This is a genomic window from Streptomyces sp. WAC05292 (assembly GCF_003949955.1).
Classification (GTDB): Bacteria; Actinomycetota; Actinomycetes; order Streptomycetales; family Streptomycetaceae; genus Streptomyces; species Streptomyces globosus.
This window is the reverse complement of the sequence record NZ_RPSE01000032.1, coordinates 1-18,100: the sequence shown is the minus strand read 5'-3', so window position 1 is coordinate 18,100 and position 18,100 is coordinate 1. Positions and strand designations below refer to the sequence as shown.

The window sequence follows — 18,100 nt, the reverse complement described above, 5'->3', positions numbered from 1 at the left end:
GGCCCCGTGACCGGAGGGCCCGGCGGTCCGACGGTCTTCGACCCGTACACGCTGCCGTCGGACGACAACGTGAACCCGTACACCTTCTGCGTGGAGCTCAAGGGCAGCCAGTGGCTCCTGCAGAAGGGCAAGATGATCGCGTACTACGGGCGGATCGAGTTCGACGGCGTCGGGCACGGCCGCTTCGACCGGCTGCTGCGCACCAGCTTCCACTCGCCGCTGCACGCCGGCGACTGGGTGGTCGCCGAAGGCCAGGGCAAGATGCTGCTGGCCGACCGCGCCTACGACGTGAACTCGTACGACCTCGACGAGGGCAACCTGACGATCCGGGCCGGGAACCTGCTCGCGTACCAGCCGTCGCTGGCGCTGAAGCAGTCGATCGTCCCGGGCTTCCTGACGCTGATCGGAACCGGGAAGTTCGTGGCGGCGTCCAACGGTCCGGTGGTCTTCATGGAGCCGCCGCTGCGCGTGGACCCGCAGGCACTGGTCGGGTGGGCGGACTGCCCTTCGCCCTGTCACCATTACGACCACGGGTACATGTCGGGCGTCCTGGGCGGAATCCGTTCGCTCACCGGCATCGGCGGGTCCTCGGGCGAGGAGCACCAGTTCGAGTTCGTCGGGGCCGGGACGGTGCTCCTGCAGTCTTCGGAGGCGCTGATGGCGGAGCGGCCGGTCGGCACGGTCGGCGCGGAACCGGGCGTTCCCGGGTCCGGTGCGGGCCATGGCGGACACGGCGGCCAGGGCCCGCTGGGCCAGCTCGGCGTGCGCATGCCGGGGCAGCTGGGCGATTTCCAGCGGCGCCTGGGGCTGTGAGCGCCGGCTTCCCCGATTTTGTACGTCATTCAACTTTCTTAGGTAGAGTTCATTCATGGAGACCATGGAGACCGAGACGGCCACCCGCTGGCTTACCGACGCCGAGCAGTGCACCTGGCGGACCCACCTGGACGTGAGCAGGCTGCTGATGCACCAGCTGGAAAAGGATCTCCAGCCCTTCGGACTCACCAACAACGACTACGAGATCCTGGTGAACCTCTCGGAGTCCGAGGACCACCGGATGCGGATGAGCGACCTCGCCACGTCGACGCTCCAGTCCAAGAGCCGGCTGTCCCACCAGATCACGCGTATGGAGGCGGCCGGCCTGGTCGTCCGCGTGAACTGCGAGTCCGACCGCAGGGGGCTGTACGCCGTCCTGACCGACGAGGGCATGGAGCTCATGCGGAAGGTCGCCCCGCACCACGTGGCGTCCGTCCGCCGCCACTTCATCGACCTGCTGCCGCCGGAGGCCCTGGCGGCGCTGCGGTCCTCGCTGGAGCCCGTCGCGGCGCATCTGCGGGACCAGCGCGGCAAGGGCTGACGGCGAGAGCCGGGGCGGCAGCGGCGCATCCCGGGCTCCGGCGGGCCGCCGCGCACCGCGCGTAGAACCCGGTCGCGCACGCGCACGGCGAAGGCCGCGCTCCCCGTACGCACGGGGGGCGCGGCCTTCGGCGTCTCCGGCCGGGGCCGCGGTCAGGCGTTGGGACGCTTGCCGTGGTTGGCCTTCTTCTTCTTGCGCGCTCGCTTCTTGTTGCCTCTCTTCGCCATGCGCACTCCCTTGCAGGGGCTCGAACCGGGGCATTCCGGGCGCCGTCAGTCTACGGTCGCCCCGCCCCGCCCGCATGCGGCGCGGTGCGGTGCGGCGCGTGCGGGCGGGGGCGCCGGCCCGCCTCAGCCCTCCGTGAGCGTGGCGAGCAGGGCGTCCGCGGCGGCGTACGGGTCGAGCTCGCCCTGCGCGACCCGGGCGGCCAGGCCGCCGAGGTGGGCGTCCCCGTGCACGTCCGCCATGCGGGCCCGCAGCGCGGTCACGGCGATGGTCTCCACCTCGCGTGCCGCCCGGGCCGCGCGCCGCTGCTGGAGCACCCCGTGCTCGTCCATCCAGGCCCGGTGCTTCTCCAGGGCCTCGACCAGCTCGTCGACGCCCTGGCCGCGGGCGGCGACCGTCTTGACGATCGGCGGCCGCCAGTCGCCCGCCGCCCTGGCCTCGCCCAGGCCCAGCATGTGGTTCAGCTCGCGGGCCGTGGCGTCGGCGCCGTCCCGGTCGGCCTTGTTGACCACGTACACGTCGCCGATCTCCAGGATGCCCGCCTTCGCGGCCTGGATTCCGTCGCCCATGCCGGGCGCCAGCAGCACCACCGACGTGTCGGCCTGCGAGGCGATCTCCACCTCCGACTGGCCGACGCCGACCGTCTCGACGAGGATCACGTCGCAGCCGGCGGCGTCCAGCACCCGGATCGCCTGCGGCGCGGCCCACGCGAGCCCGCCCAGGTGGCCGCGGGTGGCCATGGAGCGGATGTACACGCCGGGGTCCGAGGCGTGGTCCGACATGCGCACCCGGTCGCCCAGCAGGGCGCCGCCGGAGAACGGCGAGGACGGGTCGACGGCCAGCACGCCGACCCGCTTCCCCGCCTTCCGGTACGCCGTCACCAGCGCCGAGGTCGACGTGGACTTGCCGACGCCCGGAGAGCCGGTCAGGCCCACCACGTACGCCCCGCCCGTGAGCGGGGCCAGGGCGGCCATGACCTCGCGCAGCTGCGGGGACGCCCCCTCGACCAGCGAGATCAGCCGGGCCACCGCTCTCGGCCGGCCCTCCCGCGCCTGGGCCACCAGCTGGGGGACGTCCACCGTCATGCGTGCTGCGCTCCTCGGTTCTCGCGGGGGCCCCGCGGGTGCGGGGCCCGGGACGGGTCCTGCGTTTACCGGGCCTCGGGGACCCGGACGATCAGGGCGTCGCCCTGGCCGCCGCCGCCGCACAGGGCGGCCGCGCCGACGCCGCCGCCCCGGCGCTTCAGCTCCAGCGCCAGGTGCAGGACCACGCGGGCGCCGGACATGCCGATCGGGTGGCCCAGGGCGATCGCGCCGCCGTTGACGTTCACCTTTTCCGGGGTCACGCCCAGGTCCTTCATTGACTGCACGGCGACCGCCGCGAAGGCCTCGTTGATCTCGATGAGGTCGAGGTCGGCGACCTCCAGCCCCTCCTTCTGCAGCGCGTGCCGGATCGCGTTCGACGGCTGCGACTGGAGCGAGTTGTCCGGGCCGGCCACGTTGCCGTGGGCGCCGATCTCGGCCAGCCACTCCAGGCCGAGCTCCTCGGCCTTCGCCTTGCTCATCACGACGACGGCGGCGGCGCCGTCGCTGATCTGCGAGGAGGTGCCGGCGGTGATCGTGCCGTCCTTGGCGAACGCCGGGCGCAGCCTGCCCAGCGACTCCACCGTGGTCTCGGGGCGGATGCCCTCGTCCTCGGCGAAGAGGACGGGCTCGCCCTTGCGCTGCGGGATCTCGACCGGGGTGATCTCGGCGTCGAAGACGCCGTTCTTGCGGGCGGCCGCGGCGCGCTGGTGGGAGGCCGCGGCGAACTCGTCCTGCGGGCCGCGCTCGATGCCGAGGCGCGCGTTGTGCTTCTCGGTGGACTCGCCCATGGCGATGCCCTCGAAGGCGTCGGTGAGGCCGTCGTGGGCCATCGCGTCGAGCATGCCGATCGCGCCGTACTTGAAGCCCTCGCGGGAGCCGGGCAGCAGGTGCGGGGCGTTGGTCATGGACTCCTGGCCGCCGGCGACGACGATGTCGAACTCGCCGGCGCGGATCAGCTGGTCGGCCAGGGCGATGGCGTCGAGGCCGGAGAGGCACACCTTGTTGATCGTCAGCGCGGGGACGTTCATCGGGATGCCGGCCTTGACGGCGGCCTGGCGGGCGGGGATCTGGCCGGCGCCGGCCTGGAGGACCTGGCCCATGATCACGTACTGCACCTGGTCGCCGGAGATGCCGGCCCGCTCCAGGGCGGACTTGATGGCGACGGCGCCGAGATCGGCACCCGAGAAGGACTTCAGCGAGCCGAGCAGCCGCCCCATGGGCGTGCGGGCCCCGGCGACGATCACGGACGTGGTGTTGTTCGTTCCGGACATGGAGCACAGCCCCTTGAGGATGAGGAGTGAACGAGGGTTTACCCGAATGTACTGAGCGGTACCCGCGCCGTCACCGGGCAGTGGGTGTGATCGCTGGCACGTTGCGTGACAGGCCTCCTCGGCGGTGCACTGGTCCCATGCTGACAAGAATCGACCACATCGGGATCGCCTGCTTCGACCTGGACAAGACCGTCGAGTTCTACCGTGCCACGTACGGCTTCGAGGTGTTCCACACCGAGGTCAACGAGGAGCAGGGTGTCCGCGAGGCCATGCTCCGGATCAACGGCACCTCGGACGGCGGCGCCTCCTACATCCAGCTCCTCGAACCCGTGCGCGAGGACTCGACCGTCGCCAAGTGGCTGGCGAAGAACGGCGAGGGCGTCCACCACATCGCCTTCGGCACCGAGGACGTCCACGGCGACTCCGAGGCCATCCGCGGCAAGGGCGTCCGGGTCCTCTACGACGCCCCGCGCACCGGCTCCATGGGGTCCTCCATCACCTTCCTCCACCCCAAGGACTGCCACGGCGTCCTGACCGAACTGGTCACCTCCAACCCGCAGCACTGATGTCCCCATTCCCCGGCCGGTAGAGTGGCCGTGGCTCGGCCGGGGTTCGGTGCTTCAGACGGGGTCGGGGCCTGTGACCCCTGCCCCGGTATCTGACACCATTCCCCGGGGGCGCCGTTCAGCGGGCGGACGGTGCTCATTTGGGAGTGAGCTTGCGACCAGGGGACGGATGGGACCGCGCTGTGCGGGGCTATGAAAGCCAGGAGAGCCTTCACGCTGAGGCCGATCATCTCTCGCTCTTCGAAGCGGAGATGGAGCGGCTGAAGAAGGAGCGCGGAAAGGCCGTCCAGCACGCCGAGGACCTCGGCTACCAGGTCGAGGTCCTCCGTGCGAAGCTGCACGAGGTGCGGCGGGCCCTCGCGTCCCGCCCCGCGTACGACGGCCAGGACATCGGCTACCAGGCCGAACGGCTGCTGCGCGACGCCCAGGTGCAGGCGGACCAGATGCGCTCGGACGCCGAACGCGAGCTGCGCGACGCCCGGGCGCAGACCCAGCGCATCCTCCAGGAGCACGCCGAGCACCAGGCGCGCCTCCAGGCCGAGCTGCACGCCGAGGCCGTCAACCGCCGCCAGCGGCTGGACCAGGAGCTCAACGAGCGCCGCCAGACCGTCGAGGCGCACGTCAACGAGAACGTGGCATGGGCCGAGCAGCTGCGCGCCCGCACCGAGGCGCAGGCGCGCCGGCTCATGGACGAGTCCCGCGCCGAGGCCGAGCAGGCCCTGAACGCCGCCCGCGCCGAGGCAGCCCGGGTCGCCGAGGAGACCCGCCGCAGGCTCGCCGCCGACGCCGAGGCCGCCCGCGCCGAGGCGGAGGCGACGCTGCTGCGCGCCCGCAAGGAGGCCGAGCGGCTGCTGACCGCCGCCTCCGCGCAGGCGCAGGAGGCCACCGAGCACGCGGAGCGGCTCCGGTCGTCGACCACCGCGGAGGCCGAGCAGACCCGCCGGCAGACCCTGGACCTCGGCCGGGTGGCCGAGCAGCGCGTCCAGGAGGCCGAGGGCGCCCTGCGCGAGGCCCGCACCGAGGCCGAACGGGTCCTCGCGGAGGCCAAGGAGAGCGCCGCCCGGCAGCTCGCCTCGGCGGAGTCCGTCAACGAGCAGCGCACCCGCACGGCCAAGGAGCAGGTCGCCCGGCTGGTCGGCGAGGCCACCAAGGAGGCCGAGGCGCTCAAGGCGGAGGCCGAGCAGGTCCTCGCGGACGCCCGCGCCGAGGTGGAGCGGCAGCGCGCCGAGGCCGCCGAGCAGGCCCGAGCCGCCGCGGCGGAGGACACCGCCGCGCAGCTCGCGAAGGCCGCCCGCACGGCCGAGGACATCCTGACGAAGGCCTCGGAGGACGCCCGGGCCACCACCCGCGCCGCGTCCGAGGAGGCGGAGCGGATCCGCCGCGAGGCCGAGGCGGAGGCCGAGCGGCTGCGCGCCCAGGCGGCGGACGCGGCCGCGGAGCTCAAGGGCGCCGCGAAGGACGACACCGAGGAGTACCGGGCCCGCACCGTCGAGCTCCAGGCGGAGGCGCGGCGGCTGCGCGGCGAGGCCGAGCAGCTGCGCGCCGAGGCCGTCGCCGAGGGCGAGCGGATCCGCGGCGAGGCCCGCCGCGAGGCCGTCCAGCAGATCGAGGAGGCGGCGAAGACCGCCGAGGAGCTCCTCGGCAAGGCCAAGGCCGATGCGGACGAGCTGCGCTCCGGCGCCGCCGCCGAGAGCGAGCGGGTGCGCGCGGAGGCCGTCGAGCGGGCCACCACGCTGCGCCGGCAGGCCGAGGAGACCCTGGAGCGCACCCGCGCCGAGGCCGAGCGGCTGCGCTCGGAGGCGGAGGAGCAGGCCGAGGCCGTCCGCGCCGAGGCGGACGCCGCGGCCGCGGCCCGCCGCGAGGAGACCGAGCAGGCCCTCGCCGCGAAGCGGACCGAGGCCGAGGCCGAGCTGTCCCGGCTGCACGGCGAGGCCGAGACCCGGCTGGCGACCGCCGAGCAGACGCTCCGCGACGCCCGCGGCGCGGCGGAGGGCATCCGCCGCGAGACCACCGAGGAGGTCGACCGGCTCCGCGCCGAGTCGGCCGAGCGGATCCGCACCCTCCAGGCCCAGTCGGAGGCGGAGGCGGACCGGCTGCGCACGGAGGCCGCCGAGGACGCGGGCCGGGTCCGCGCGGAGGCCGAGCAGGCGGCCGTACGGCTGCGCAGCGAGGCCGAGACCGAGGCCGAGCGGGTGCGTGCGGAGGCCCAGGAGACCGCGGACCGGCTGCGCGCGGAGGCGAAGGCCGCCGCGGAACGGGTCGCCGGGGAGGCCGCGGAGGCGCTGGCCGCCGCCCAGGAGGAGGCGGCCCGGCGGCGCCGGGAGGCCGAGGAGACCCTCGCGTCGGCGCGGACCGACGCGGAGAGCGAGCGCGCCCAGGCCCGCGAGCAGAGCGAGGAGCTGCTCGCCGCGGCCCGCAAGCGCTCGGAGGAGGCGCAGGCCGAGGCGGCCCGCCTGACCGAGGAGGCCGAGCGGCGCGCCGCGGAGCTGGTCGCGGCGGCCGAGGCCACCGCCCAGCAGGTCCGCGACTCCGTGGCCGGGCTGCACGAGCAGGCCGAGGAGGAGATCGCCGGGCTGCGCAGCGCCGCCGAGCACGCGGCGGAGCGTACGCGGACGGAGGCCGAGGAGGAGGCCTCCCGGGTCCGTGCGGACGCGTACGACGAGCGGGAGCGCGCCACCGAGGACGCCAACCGCATCCGCACCGAGGCGCGGAACGAGACGGACGCGGCGAAGGCCCTCGCCGAGCGCACGGTCGCGGACGCGATCGCCGAGGCGGAGCAGCTGCGCAGCGACACCGCCGAGTACGCCCAGCGGGTGCGTACGGAGGCCACGGACGCCCTCGCGGCGGCCGAGCGGGACGCCGCCCGCACCCGGGCCGACGCCCGCGACGACGCCAACCGCATCCGCGGCGAGGCCGGGGAGGCGCTGGAGGCCTCCCGCGCCGAGGGCGTGCGGATCGTCGCCGACGCGACGGCGGAGGCCGAGCGGATCACCGAGGAGACCCGCGCTGCCAACGAGGCCACCGTGGCGGACGCGGCGGCCGAGGCGGAGCGGCTCACGGCCGAGGCCGCCGAGGCCGCGGAGGCCACCCGCACCGAGGCCGCGGCCACCCTGGACGAGGCGCGCACGGAGGCGGGCCGGCTGCGCACCGAGGCCGCCGAGCAGGCGGACCGGCTCGTCACCGAGGCGGTCTCCGAGGCGGAACGGCTCACGGAGGAGACGCGCGCCGCGAACGAGGCGGCGCTCGCCGCCGCGAAGGCGAAGGCCGAGAAGCTCACCCGGCAGGCCGCCGACACGATGGCGGCCGCCGAGCGGGACGCCGCCCGTGTCCTGGTGGACGCCCGCAACGAGGGCGACCGCCTGGTCGACGAGGTGCGCGCGGCGAACGAGCTGACGATCGGCGAGGCGGCCGAGGAGGCCGAGCGGCTGCGCACCGAGGCGGCGCAGCTCCTCGACGACGCCCGCGCCGAGGGAGGCCGGATCATCGGCGAGGCCACCGCGGAGGCGGAGCGCCTCACCCTCGCGGCGAACGAGACGCTCGCAGCGGCCGAGCGCGAGGCGGAGCAGACCCTCGACGAGGCGCGTGCGGAGGCCGGCCGGCTGCGCACCGAGGCCGCCGAGCAGGCGGACCGGCTGGTCACCGAGGCGTCCGCGGAGGCCGACAAGCTCACCGCCCGGACGCGCCGGGACAACGAGCGCACCGTCGGCGAGGCCGCCGCGGAGGCCGAGCGGCTGCGCGCCGAGGCGTCGGAGGCGCTGTCGTCGGCGCAGGAGCACGCCGCCCGCACCCGGGCGGAGGCCGAACGGGTCCGGAAGGAGGCGGCCGCCGAGGCGGAGCGCACCCGCACGGAGGCCCGCGAGGAGTCCGACCGGCTGCTGGACGAGGCGCGCGAGGAGGCCGGCAAGCGGCGTACCGAGGCCGCGGAGCAGGTGGACCGGCTCATCACCGAGGCCGCGGCGGAGGCGGAGCAGCTCGCCGCGGACGCGAAGGCGAAGGCCGTGGCGGCGACGACGGCCGCGGAGGAGCAGGCCGACGCGATGGTCGACGCCGCCCGCAAGGAGGCGGCCCGGATCACGTCGGAGGCGACCGTCGAGGGCAACTCGCTGGTCGAGAAGGCCCGTACGGATGCGGACGAGCTGCTGGTCGGCGCGCGGTCGGACGCCGCCGCCATAAGGGAGCGGGCGGAGGAGCTGCGCAGCCGCGTCGAGAGCGAGATCGAGGAGCTGCACGAGCGCGCCCGCCGGGAGACGGCCGAGCAGATGAAGTCGGCCGGCGAACGCGTGGACAAGCTGGTCCGCGCGGCGACGGAGCAGAGCGTCGAGGCAGAGAACAAGGCCAAGACCATGCTGTCGGACGCGAGCAGCGAGGCGGGCAAGGTGCGCATCGCGGCGGTCCGCAAGGCGGAGACGCTGCTGAAGGAGGCGGAGCAGAAGAAGGCCGAGCTGGCCCGCGAGGCGGAGGCCGCGCTCGCCGAGGCGAAGGCGGAGGCCGAGCGGATCGTGGAGGAGGGCCGGCGCGAGCTGGAGGTGCTGGTGCGCCGCCGCGAGGACATCCAGGCGGAGATCTCCCGTGTCCAGGACGTTCTTGAGGCGTTGGAGTCTTTCGAGGCGCCTTCGGGCGGCAAGGCCTCGGTGGTCGGGCAGGGTCCTGGGGGCGTGAAGGCCGGAGCTGCGGCGGGGTCGTCCCGTTCGGGGGGCAAGTCCTCGGACGGGTGAACGGTGTCCGAAGGGTGAGCACCTGATGAAGGTTCATCCGAACGAGTGATAAGCAATCTGCCGTCTTGCCACTCAAAAGGGGTGTCATTGTCCAGATCAAACGCGGATTGACTCGATGACACGCCGTTCGGGCGCCTAGGATTCCCCTAACACCTCACGTAGCACCTCATCGGTCTCATTCGACAGGAACCCCATGAGCGACACTTCCTCCCCCTTCGGCTTCGAGCTCGTGCGGCGTGGTTACGACCGCGGTCAGGTGGACGACCGCATTGCCAAGCTGGTCTCCGACCGCGACAGCGCCCTCGGCCGTATCAGTGCCCTGGAAAAGCGGATCGAGGAGTTGCATCTCGAAACGCAGAACGCCCAGGCCCAGGTGAGCGACGCGGAGCCGTCGTACGCGGGCCTCGGCGCGCGGGTCGAGAAGATCCTGCGGCTCGCCGAGGAGGAGGCCAAGGACCTGCGTGAGGAGGCCCGCCGGGCGGCCGAGCAGCACCGCGAGCTGGCCGAGTCGGCGGCCCAGCAGGTGCGCAACGACGCCGAGTCGTTCGCGGCGGACCGCAAGTCGAAGGCGGAGGACGAGGGCGTCCGCATCGTCGAGAAGGCCAAGGGCGACGCGGCCACCCTGCGCGCCGAGGCCCAGAAGGACGCGGCCTCCAAGCGCGAGGAGGCCGACGCGCTGTTCGAGGAGACCCGCGCCAAGGCCGCCCAGGCCGCGGCCGACTTCGAGACCAACCTGGCCAAGCGCCGCGAGCAGTCCGAGCGCGACCTGGCCTCCCGCCAGGCGAAGGCCGAGAAGCGGCTGGCGGAGATCGAGCACCGCGCCGAGCAGCTGCGCCTGGAGGCCGAGAAGCTGCGTACGGACGCCGAGCGCCGGGCGCGCCAGACGGTGGAGACCGCGCAGCGCCAGGCCGAGGACATCGTGGCCGACGCCAACGCGAAGGCGGACCGCATCCGCAGCGAGTCGGAGCGCGAGCTGGCGGCGCTGACCAACCGCCGCGACTCGATCAACGCCCAGCTGACCAACGTCCGCGAGATGCTGGCGACGCTGACCGGTGCCGCGGTGGCGGCCGCGGGCTCCCCGATCGACGACGAGCCGGTCTCCCGCGGGGTCCCGGCACAGCAGACCCGCTAAGAGGCGGCCTAGTCCCGAGGCGGCGTCCCGGCGCTGCTGCTCCTGCCTGGTCAGAGGTGTTCTGACGCGCCGTCGACCGGTTCGCGGCGAAACGTCGTCCCGAGGGCCCCGTGTCACCCGTTCGAGGTGGCGCGGGGCCCTCGGGCGCTTTAGCGTAAGCCTCATGATCGAGCTAGAGGCCCTTACCAAGCGATTCGGCGCCAAGACCGCCGTCGACAACCTCAGCTTCCAGGTCAAACCGGGGGTGGTCACCGGCTTCCTCGGCCCGAACGGGGCCGGGAAGTCCACGACCATGCGCATGATGCTCGACCTCGACAACCCGACGAGCGGGACGGTCAGGATCGACGGCAAGCACTACCGGGACCTGTCGGAGCCCTTGAAGCACATCGGTGCTCTTCTGGACGCGAAGGCCATGCACGGCGGCCGCAGCGCCTACAACAACCTGCTGTGCCTGGCGCAGTCGAACCGGATCCCGGCGAGCCGTGTCGGCGAGGTCCTCGACCTCGTCGGCCTGACGGCCGTCGCGAAGAAGAAGTCGAAAGGATTTTCGCTCGGCATGGGGCAGCGGCTGGGCATCGCCGCCGCCCTGCTCGGCGATCCGGAGATCCTCATGTTCGACGAGCCGGTCAACGGCCTGGACCCGGAGGGAATTCTCTGGATCCGCAACCTGATGAAGGGTCTGGCCGGGGAGGGGCGGACGGTGTTCGTCTCCTCGCACCTGATGAGCGAGATGGCGCTGACCGCCGACCATTTGATCGTTATCGGCCAGGGAAAGCTTTTGGCCGACATGTCGATGGCCGAATTCATTCACCAGAACTCGCGCAGCTTCGTACGGCTGCGCTCGCCGCAGCAGGAGCAGCTCAAGGACCTCCTGCACGCGGAGGGGATCGCGGCGGCCGCCCTCCCGGACTCCGGCGCCCTCGAAGTCGACGGCGTGCCGTCCGAACAGCTCGGCGAACTGGCCGCCCGGCACGGCATCGTGCTGCACGAACTCAGCCCGCAGCGGGCTTCACTGGAGGAAGCGTTCATGCGCATGACGGCGGACTCCGTCGAATACCAGGCCCACGCCCCCGGCGCCCCGGCGGCCGGTGTCGGCGGCCAGGCCGGTCCGGCCGACGCCCCCGCCTGGGGTGCCGGAGCCGAGGCGACCTCCAAGGGCGGCCGGTGACCATGTCCTTCCCCGCAGTCCTCCGGTCCGAGTGGACCAAGATCCGTACCGTGGCCTCCACCGTCTGGACCCTGGCGGCAGCCGCGGTCGTCACGGTCGGCATGAGCGCCCTGCTGTGCGTCTTCCTGAACTCGCAGTTCGAGAACATGCCGAAGGAGCAGCAGCTCGCCTTCGACCCGACGGCGTCCAGCTTCGCCGGCATGTCGCTGGGCCAGGCCGCCGTCATCGTCTTCGGCGTCCTGGTCGTGGGCACCGAGTACAGCACCGGCATGATCCGGACCTCGCTCGCGGCGGTGCCCCGCCGCGGCTCCTTCCTGGCCGGGAAGCTGCTCGTGGCCACCGCCCTCGCGCTGGCCGTGGGCCTGGTCACGAGCTTCGTGTCCTTCTTCACCGGCCAGGCCCTGCTGGGCGAGCACAGCATCGGCATCGGCGAGCCGAACGTCCTGCGCGCGGTCTTCGGTGCCGGGCTCTACATGGCGGTCATCGCCCTGTTCGCCATGGGCCTGACGATGGTGCTGCGCAGCTCGATGCTGGCGCTCGGCATCCTGCTGCCCTTCGTCTTCCTGCTCTCGCCGATCCTCGGCTCGGTCGATGCCACGCAGAAGGTCGCCTACTTCTTCCCGAACGTGGCCGGCAGCCGGATCATGCAGACCGTCCCGGCCGTGCTGGACGGCTCTGAGCCGCCGTACGGACCCTGGGGCGGTTTCGGGATCATGGCCGCCTGGGCGGCCCTCGCCGTGGTGGCCGGCTACGCGGTCCTGCGCAAGCGCGACGCCTGACCGCAGCCCTCCCGAGGACGGGGCCCCGCCGGCATCGCGGGCGGGGTCCCGTCCCTCCCTGTGGGGTCCGTCTCAGGGCGGACCCCGCACCCGCCCTCCCCCGGCAGGCGGACACCGCTCCCGCCGGCCGTACTACGGGTCATTCCCGGGTCGGCCTCAGGGACGCCTCAGGGATTCGGCCCTGCGCGGAACCACAGCCTCCTGGCTATCCTCTTAACCCTTAACTCGGACGAGAGCCGTCCGCCGGGCAAGGGGCAGAGCAATGATCGAGGCAGTCGGCCTGACCAAGCGCTTCGGCGCCAAGACCGCGGTCGACCAGCTGTCCTTCCAGGTCAGGCCCGGTCACGTGACCGGCTTCCTGGGGCCCAACGGCTCCGGCAAGTCCACCACCATGCGCATGATCCTCGGCCTTGACCAGCCCACTTCCGGCCAGGTCACGATCAACGGCCGCCCCTTCCGCGAGCTCGGCAACGCCCAGCGCAACGTCGGCGCCCTCCTCGACGCGAAGGCCGTCCACGGCGGCCGCCGCGCCCGCACCCACCTGCTGTCCATCGCCCAGCTCTCCGGGATCCCGGAGAAGCGGGTGGACGAGGTGCTGGCCGTCGTCGGCCTCCAGGACGTCGCCCGGCAGCGCACCAAGGGCTTCTCCCTCGGCATGGGCCAGCGCCTCGGCATCGCCACCGCCCTCCTCGGCGACCCGCGCGTGCTCCTCTTCGACGAGCCGGTCAACGGCCTCGACCCCGAGGGCATCCTCTGGGTCCGCAACCTCATGCGGCAGCTGGCCTCCGAGGGCCGCACCGTCTTCGTCTCCTCGCACCTGATGAGCGAGATGGCGCTGACCGCCGACCACCTCATCGTCATCGGCCGCGGACGGCTGCTGGCCGACATGGGCACCCAGGAGTTCATCGCCCACAACTCGGCCGGATTCGCGCGGGTCCGCGCGGCCGGCAATGATCAGGATGGCCGGAAGGCGCTGGCCGCGGCCCTGACGGCGGCAGGCGGCAGGGTGCTGCAGGAGCCCGACGGCGCGCTGCGCGTGACGGGCCTGGAGCTGCCGCACATCTCGGACCTCGCGCACGGGGTCGGCGTACGCCTGTGGGAGCTGTCCCCGCACCGGGCCTCGCTGGAGGAGGCCTACATGCGGATGACGCAGTCCTCCGTCGAGTACACCTCCACCGACGACCCGCGCGCCGAGCTCTGGGAGCCGGACCCGCTGGCCCTGCCCGCCTGGGAGGACGGCGCCGCGGCGCCCGAGGTACCGCAGGATGGTTTCTTCGCTCCCCCGCCGCCCGGCGCGGGCGGGAAGCCCTTCCTGATGCCCGGCAGTGCCGCCGAGCTCGCCGGCACCGCCGGCACCGCACCGAACAACCCCGAGGACACCCGATGACCGGCCCCGCCACCCTCCCGGACCAGCCGCAGGAGCAGGACCCGTCGCTGCCCGAGACCCGGCCGCACCTGGGGCACGCCCTCGCCTCCGAGTGGACCAAGATGGTCTCCGTCCGCTCCACTCTGTGGACGCTGGGCGCGCTGGTCCTCCTCGTCGTCGGCATCGGGCTGCTCGCCCTCGGCGAGACCGACGACCCCACCGGCTTCACCAACCCCCCGCACACCGCGGCCGCGGTCTTCGGGCTGCTGGTGGGGCAGGTCGCGGTGATCGTCCTCGGCGTGCTCACGGTCACCTCCGAGTACGCCACCGGGCTGATCCGCACGACGCTGACCGCGGCCCCCGACCGGGCCCGGGTGCTGACCGCCAAGTACCTCGTCTTCTCCGCGGTCGCCTTCACGGTCGTCAGCGCCTCGGTCGCGGTGGTCGGCATCGCCTCGATGATCGCGGTGGACAGCCCGGAGGCGCACCAGACCGCCGGCGAGTGGCTCGCCGCCCTGGCCGGCTGCCTCTACATCACCCTGCTCGGGGTGCTCGGCCTCGCGATCGGCGCCGTCGTGCGGCACTCCGCCGGGGCCATCGCGGTCATGCTCGGACTGGTCACGCTCCCGCCGGTGGTCGGGGGGATGCTGACCATGTGGGAGAGCCTCACCCCGCTCGGCAACCTGATCATCCGCTACAACGCGCCGGTCGCCGTCATGCAGATGTTCGGCCTGCCCACCTCCGAGGTGGGCGGCCTGCCGGGCAACTGGGCGCAGCTGGCGCTGATCGTCGCCGTGGCCGGCACCGCCGTCGCGGGGTCGTACGCGGTCGTCGGCCGGCGGGACGTGTAGCCCGCCCCCGCTCCCGGCCCGCGCCTCAGTACCGGGGGGCGCTCCTGGACCGCTGCACCCGCGTGGTGCGGCGGTCCTTCGCGTTCCAGCAGGCCTTGTGCCAGTGCCTGCGGTCGTCCACGCCGCCGTACTCGGGCCAGGCCACCAGGTGGGGGGTGCCGGAGGGGATCTCCTGGTCGCAGCCCGGGCAGCGGTAGCGCTTGCCGGCGGCGCTCGCACCCGCGACGTGCCGGACCTTCCACTCCTCGCCCAGGTACTCCTCGGTGCGCTCCAGGCCGAACCGGTCGCCGCCCGCTGCCGCGGATCCGGCGCCGCCGTCCGCGCGGTCGGCTGGCTTCCCGCCGCCCCTGGGGCGGTTGTGGCGCGGTGACACGTATACCTCACGAATGGGCGGACGGCAGTGACTTTCCCCCAGACTACGCGCAGCGGCGGCGGCAGCCCGCAGGGTGTCGGGAAGGGGTCCGCGGCCCGGACGGCACCGGCCCGACAATCCCAATAACTTTCCTGCCGGACCGTGCCCTTGGCACGTGTCGGGCGTTGTTGCCATAGGAAGTACCGGTCGACCTGGGGAGGCCGCGTCAGCCGGCGAGGAGGAGAAGGCGATGCGCGTAGGAGCGTTCGTACTGGCGGCCCAGTTCCCGGGCCAGGGGCACGGGGAGGCACTGCACCGGGCGGTGCGGACGGCGGAGGTGGCGGACGAGGCCGGGCTCGACTCGGTCTGGCTCGCCGAGCACCACTTCGTCCCCTACGGCGTGTGCCCCTCGGCGGTGACCCTGGCGGGGCTGCTGCTCGGGCGGACGAAACGGCTGACGGTGGGAACGGCGGTCAGCGTGCTGCCGAACACCCACCCGGTGGCCCTCGCCGAGCAGGCGGCGCTGCTGCACATCGCCTCCGGCGGCCGCTTCTCCCTGGGCGTCGGCCGCGGCGGGCCGTGGGTCGACCTGGAGGTCTTCGGGGGCGGGCTGGACGCGTACGAGCACGGCTTCCCGGAGGGGCTGGACCTGCTGCGGCGCTGGCTCTCGGAGCCGCGGGTGTCGTCCGTCGGCGGGCGGCACGTCTTCCGCGAGGTGGCCGTCGTCCCGCGGCCCGCGGAGGCGCTCGACGGCGACGGACAGGGGCCGGAAGTGATCGTCGCCTGCACCTCGCCCGCCTCGGTGCGGCTGGCCGCCGAGCGGGGGCTGCCGATGCTGCTCGGCATGCACTGCGGGGACGAGGAGAAGGCGGCGATGGTTGCCCTGTACCGGCGTACGGCGGCCGAGGCGGGCCGCGACCCGCACGCCCCGCACGTGTCGGCGGGCGTGTGCCAGCTCGCGGACCGGACGCGCGACGCCCGCGAGACGCTCGCGAAGGCGATGCCGGGCTGGCTGAAGCAGGGCCTTGACGCGCACGTGACCGTGGACGGCCGGGCCCGGGCGATGCGCGACCCCGCCGCCTACACCGGGCTGCTGTGCGACCTGCACCCGGTGGGGACGCCGCGGTTGGCGGCGGACCGCCTCGCGGCGACGTCCGAGCGGACGGGCATCACACGCTTCGCCCTGCTGGCGGAGGGGTCCGGCGACCTCGCGGCCACCGAGGAGAACGTGCGCCGGCTCGCCGCCGAGGTCCTGCCCCGCCTCCGCTGAGGCCCGCGCCGGGCCGCCGGACAGGCCCTAGCAGTCGCGCAGCTCCGGCGACTGGTTGAGCAGCTGGCCGCGGATCGAGGTGAAGCGGGCCAGGCGGTCGTCCGCGGAGGCGTCCAGCGGGAAGACGGCGACGCGGTGGCAGTTCTGGAAGGCCAGGCGCACGCCGAAGTGGCGCTGGAGCGCACCCCGTATGGCGTCGCTCGCGAGGGCGCGCAGCAGCTGTCCGCGCGCCTGCTCGTCGGGCGGCGGCGTCTGGTTGTCGGCGAAGTCCCCGCCGTCCACCTGCAGCCGCGCCACGAGCGAGCTGATCATCTCCCATGCGAAGGGCAGGGAGGTCCGGACGCAGTCGACGAAGGCGGCTTCGTCGACCTCGCCTCGCTCGGCCTGTTCGAGTAGGGCCGGTGAGACGTCGAGCGACATGGGTTCTCCTCTCGCGACCCCGGTCCTCTGGGCAGCCGGGGTCCTACGGGCAGGGAGGGAGGCGGCCGGCGCGGCGACGCACTGTGCACGCTCGACGACCTCCCGCCACCACCGTAGGCGCCCTCAGGGGGCCGCACCAGGAGAATGCGCATACAACGCGCCATCGGCGAACGGGGCTTTCGGGGGCGAATCGCGTGCGGGCCCGCGGGTCGAGTAGCGTTGCGCACCATGCGTCTCGTGATTGCCCGCTGCTCCGTCGACTACGCGGGCCGCCTCACCGCCCACCTGCCCTCGGCACCCCGTCTGATCCTCGTGAAGGCCGACGGCAGTGTCTCGATCCACGCGGACGACCGGGCGTACAAACCGCTCAACTGGATGTCGCCTCCGTGCACTCTCAAGGAGGGCACGGGCGACCAGGAAGGCGTGTGGACCGTCGTCAACAAGGCGGGCGAGAAGCTCATCATCACGATGGAGGAGGTCCTCCACGACTCCTCCCACGAGCTGGGCGTCGACCCGGGCCTGATCAAGGACGGCGTCGAGGCGCACCTGCAGGAGCTCCTCGCGGACCGCATCGACACCCTGGGCGAGGGCTACACGCTGATCCGGCGCGAGTACATGACGGCGATCGGGCCGGTGGACATCCTGTGCCGGGACGCCTCGGGCGCGACGGTGGCCGTCGAGATCAAGCGGCGCGGCGAGATCGACGGCGTCGAGCAGCTGACCCGCTACCTGGAGCTCCTCAACCGGGACCCGCATCTGGCGCCGGTCCGCGGCGTGTTCGCGGCCCAGGAGATCAAGCCGCAGGCGCGTGTCCTGGCCACGGACCGCGGCATGGACTGCGTGGTGCTCGACTACGACGCGCTGCGCGGCATCGAGGACGACAAGCTGCGCCTGTTCTGACGGTGCCCCGCGCCGGCCGCGGCGCGCATCCGCGGCGGCCGGATCGGTGCCCCGCATCCGTCACGTCGGCCGCACCCCCGAGGGGGGTGCGGCCGCTGTGCGTGTACGGGCGGGGTGTGCCGCTATGACTGGGGGGACTGCTCTTGCGAGGTGGTCGGGCCCGCCGCCGTGGTCGTGCCCGTGGCCGTGGCCGGGGGCGTGGTGGCCGTCGGCGTGGGCGCCTGCGACGGCGTCGGGCTCGCGACGGGGCTCTGGCTGGGCGAGGGCGTCGAGGCCGTGGGGCCGGTCACCGGCGGGCTCTGCGTGGACGGCCCGGTCCCGGGCGACGGCCGGCGCGAGGGGGCGCCCTTGGAGGGGCTCGCCCCGGGGCTCTGGCCGGGCTCCGCGGAGGCGCCGGACTGCCGCGGGGACGGCGCCGTGGCGGGCTGCGGTACGGAGTCGCTGCCGCCGCCGTCCGTGCCCGTCGAGCCGGCGCCGCTCGACGGCGTGTCCGCCGACGGGGTCGAGGAGGTCGTGGAGCCGCCGGCCGGGGCCTGCGTCCCGGACGAGCTCATCGCGAGCCCGACGACCGTGCCGAGCACCGCCACGGTCAGCGCGCCGGCCGCCCTGCTGCGGCAGCGGCGCAAGGCCGTCCTGGCGGCCGGGC

The 18,100-nt window shown here is 73.6% G+C and carries 16 protein-coding genes and 1 pseudogene; 12 read left to right on the top strand and 5 right to left on the bottom strand.

Annotated features, from left to right (window positions below; all coding sequences use genetic code 11):
* Positions 1 to 6 precede the first annotated feature (6 nt).
* Both EF903_RS06520 and EF903_RS06515 read left to right on the top strand, forming a co-directional pair.
* Positions 7 to 813, top strand: coding sequence for an AIM24 family protein (locus EF903_RS06520; protein ID WP_260614897.1), 807 nt, complete (start codon positions 7 to 9; stop codon positions 811 to 813).
* Between the two features lie 64 nt (positions 814 to 877).
* Entirely contained in the window at positions 878 to 1,354 is a 477-nt protein-coding gene (locus tag EF903_RS06515) for a MarR family winged helix-turn-helix transcriptional regulator (RefSeq protein ID WP_125541866.1), read from the top strand.
* 152 nt (positions 1,355 to 1,506) lie between these two features.
* On the opposite strand, the gene EF903_RS36050 is transcribed toward EF903_RS06515, so the two are convergent.
* The 3 genes from EF903_RS36050 to EF903_RS06500 all read right to left on the bottom strand — a co-directional run bounded on the left by EF903_RS36050 (position 1,507) and on the right by EF903_RS06500 (position 3,935).
* Positions 1,507 to 1,581, bottom strand: a complete 75-nt coding sequence (locus EF903_RS36050) for a 50S ribosomal protein bL37 (protein ID WP_099895366.1) — start codon at positions 1,579 to 1,581, stop codon at positions 1,507 to 1,509.
* Between the two features lie 123 nt (positions 1,582 to 1,704).
* A complete protein-coding gene (gene meaB / locus EF903_RS06505) occupies positions 1,705 to 2,664 on the bottom strand; it encodes a methylmalonyl Co-A mutase-associated GTPase MeaB (protein ID WP_125541836.1) in 960 nt (319 codons plus the stop codon).
* Between the two features lie 65 nt (positions 2,665 to 2,729).
* Positions 2,730 to 3,935: an acetyl-CoA C-acetyltransferase gene (locus tag EF903_RS06500; protein ID WP_125541834.1), complete on the bottom strand. Its 1,206-nt coding sequence runs from the start codon at positions 3,933 to 3,935 to the stop codon at positions 2,730 to 2,732.
* A 137-nt stretch (positions 3,936 to 4,072) separates the two neighbouring features.
* Between EF903_RS06500 and mce the strand changes: the two genes are divergently transcribed.
* The 7 genes from mce (at position 4,073) to EF903_RS06465 (ending at position 14,512) form a co-directional block, all read left to right on the top strand.
* On the top strand, positions 4,073 to 4,501 hold the full coding sequence (mce, locus tag EF903_RS06495) for a methylmalonyl-CoA epimerase (protein ID WP_114054218.1): 429 nt from the start codon (positions 4,073 to 4,075) through the stop codon (positions 4,499 to 4,501).
* 182 nt (positions 4,502 to 4,683) lie between these two features.
* Positions 4,684 to 9,216, top strand: a complete 4,533-nt coding sequence (gene scy, locus EF903_RS06490) for a polarized growth protein Scy (RefSeq protein WP_185902547.1) — start codon at positions 4,684 to 4,686, stop codon at positions 9,214 to 9,216.
* Between the two features lie 193 nt (positions 9,217 to 9,409).
* A complete protein-coding gene (locus tag EF903_RS06485; protein WP_114054217.1) occupies positions 9,410 to 10,348 on the top strand; it encodes a cellulose-binding protein in 939 nt (312 codons plus the stop codon).
* A 163-nt stretch (positions 10,349 to 10,511) separates the two neighbouring features.
* Positions 10,512 to 11,516: an ABC transporter ATP-binding protein gene (locus EF903_RS06480; RefSeq protein WP_125541832.1), complete on the top strand. Its 1,005-nt coding sequence runs from the start codon at positions 10,512 to 10,514 to the stop codon at positions 11,514 to 11,516.
* A gap of 2 nt (positions 11,517 to 11,518) precedes the next feature.
* Positions 11,519 to 12,295, top strand: coding sequence for an ABC transporter permease subunit (locus EF903_RS06475; protein ID WP_125541830.1), 777 nt, complete (start codon positions 11,519 to 11,521; stop codon positions 12,293 to 12,295).
* 262 nt (positions 12,296 to 12,557) lie between these two features.
* Positions 12,558 to 13,682 carry an ABC transporter ATP-binding protein gene (locus EF903_RS06470; protein WP_125541828.1) on the top strand — a complete coding sequence of 375 codons (1,125 nt, stop codon included), beginning with the start codon at positions 12,558 to 12,560 and terminating at the stop codon, positions 13,680 to 13,682.
* Positions 13,679 to 14,512: an ABC transporter permease subunit gene (locus EF903_RS06465; RefSeq protein WP_125541826.1), complete on the top strand. Its 834-nt coding sequence runs from the start codon at positions 13,679 to 13,681 to the stop codon at positions 14,510 to 14,512. The genes EF903_RS06470 and EF903_RS06465 overlap by 4 nt, the downstream gene beginning before the upstream one ends.
* A 25-nt stretch (positions 14,513 to 14,537) precedes the next feature.
* On the opposite strand, the gene EF903_RS06460 is transcribed toward EF903_RS06465, so the two are convergent.
* Complete coding sequence (locus EF903_RS06460; protein WP_114054212.1) at positions 14,538 to 14,885, bottom strand: ATP/GTP-binding protein; 348 nt, start codon at positions 14,883 to 14,885, stop codon at positions 14,538 to 14,540.
* Positions 14,886 to 15,114: 229 nt separating this feature from the next.
* Between EF903_RS06460 and EF903_RS06455 the strand changes: the two genes are divergently transcribed.
* A complete protein-coding gene (locus tag EF903_RS06455) occupies positions 15,115 to 16,134 on the top strand; it encodes an LLM class flavin-dependent oxidoreductase (RefSeq protein ID WP_125541824.1) in 1,020 nt (339 codons plus the stop codon).
* A 27-nt stretch (positions 16,135 to 16,161) separates the two neighbouring features.
* Here the strand turns inward: EF903_RS06455 and EF903_RS06450 are convergent, their stop codons facing one another.
* Positions 16,162 to 16,554, bottom strand: coding sequence for an SCO5389 family protein (locus EF903_RS06450; RefSeq protein ID WP_125541822.1), 393 nt, complete (start codon positions 16,552 to 16,554; stop codon positions 16,162 to 16,164).
* A 228-nt stretch (positions 16,555 to 16,782) separates the two neighbouring features.
* On the opposite strand from EF903_RS06450, the gene nucS reads away from it, so the two are divergent.
* Complete coding sequence (gene nucS / locus EF903_RS06445; protein WP_125541820.1) at positions 16,783 to 17,454, top strand: endonuclease NucS; 672 nt, start codon at positions 16,783 to 16,785, stop codon at positions 17,452 to 17,454.
* A gap of 150 nt (positions 17,455 to 17,604) precedes the next feature.
* A pseudogene (locus EF903_RS33855) lies at positions 17,605 to 18,100 on the top strand (hypothetical protein); the annotation flags it as partial.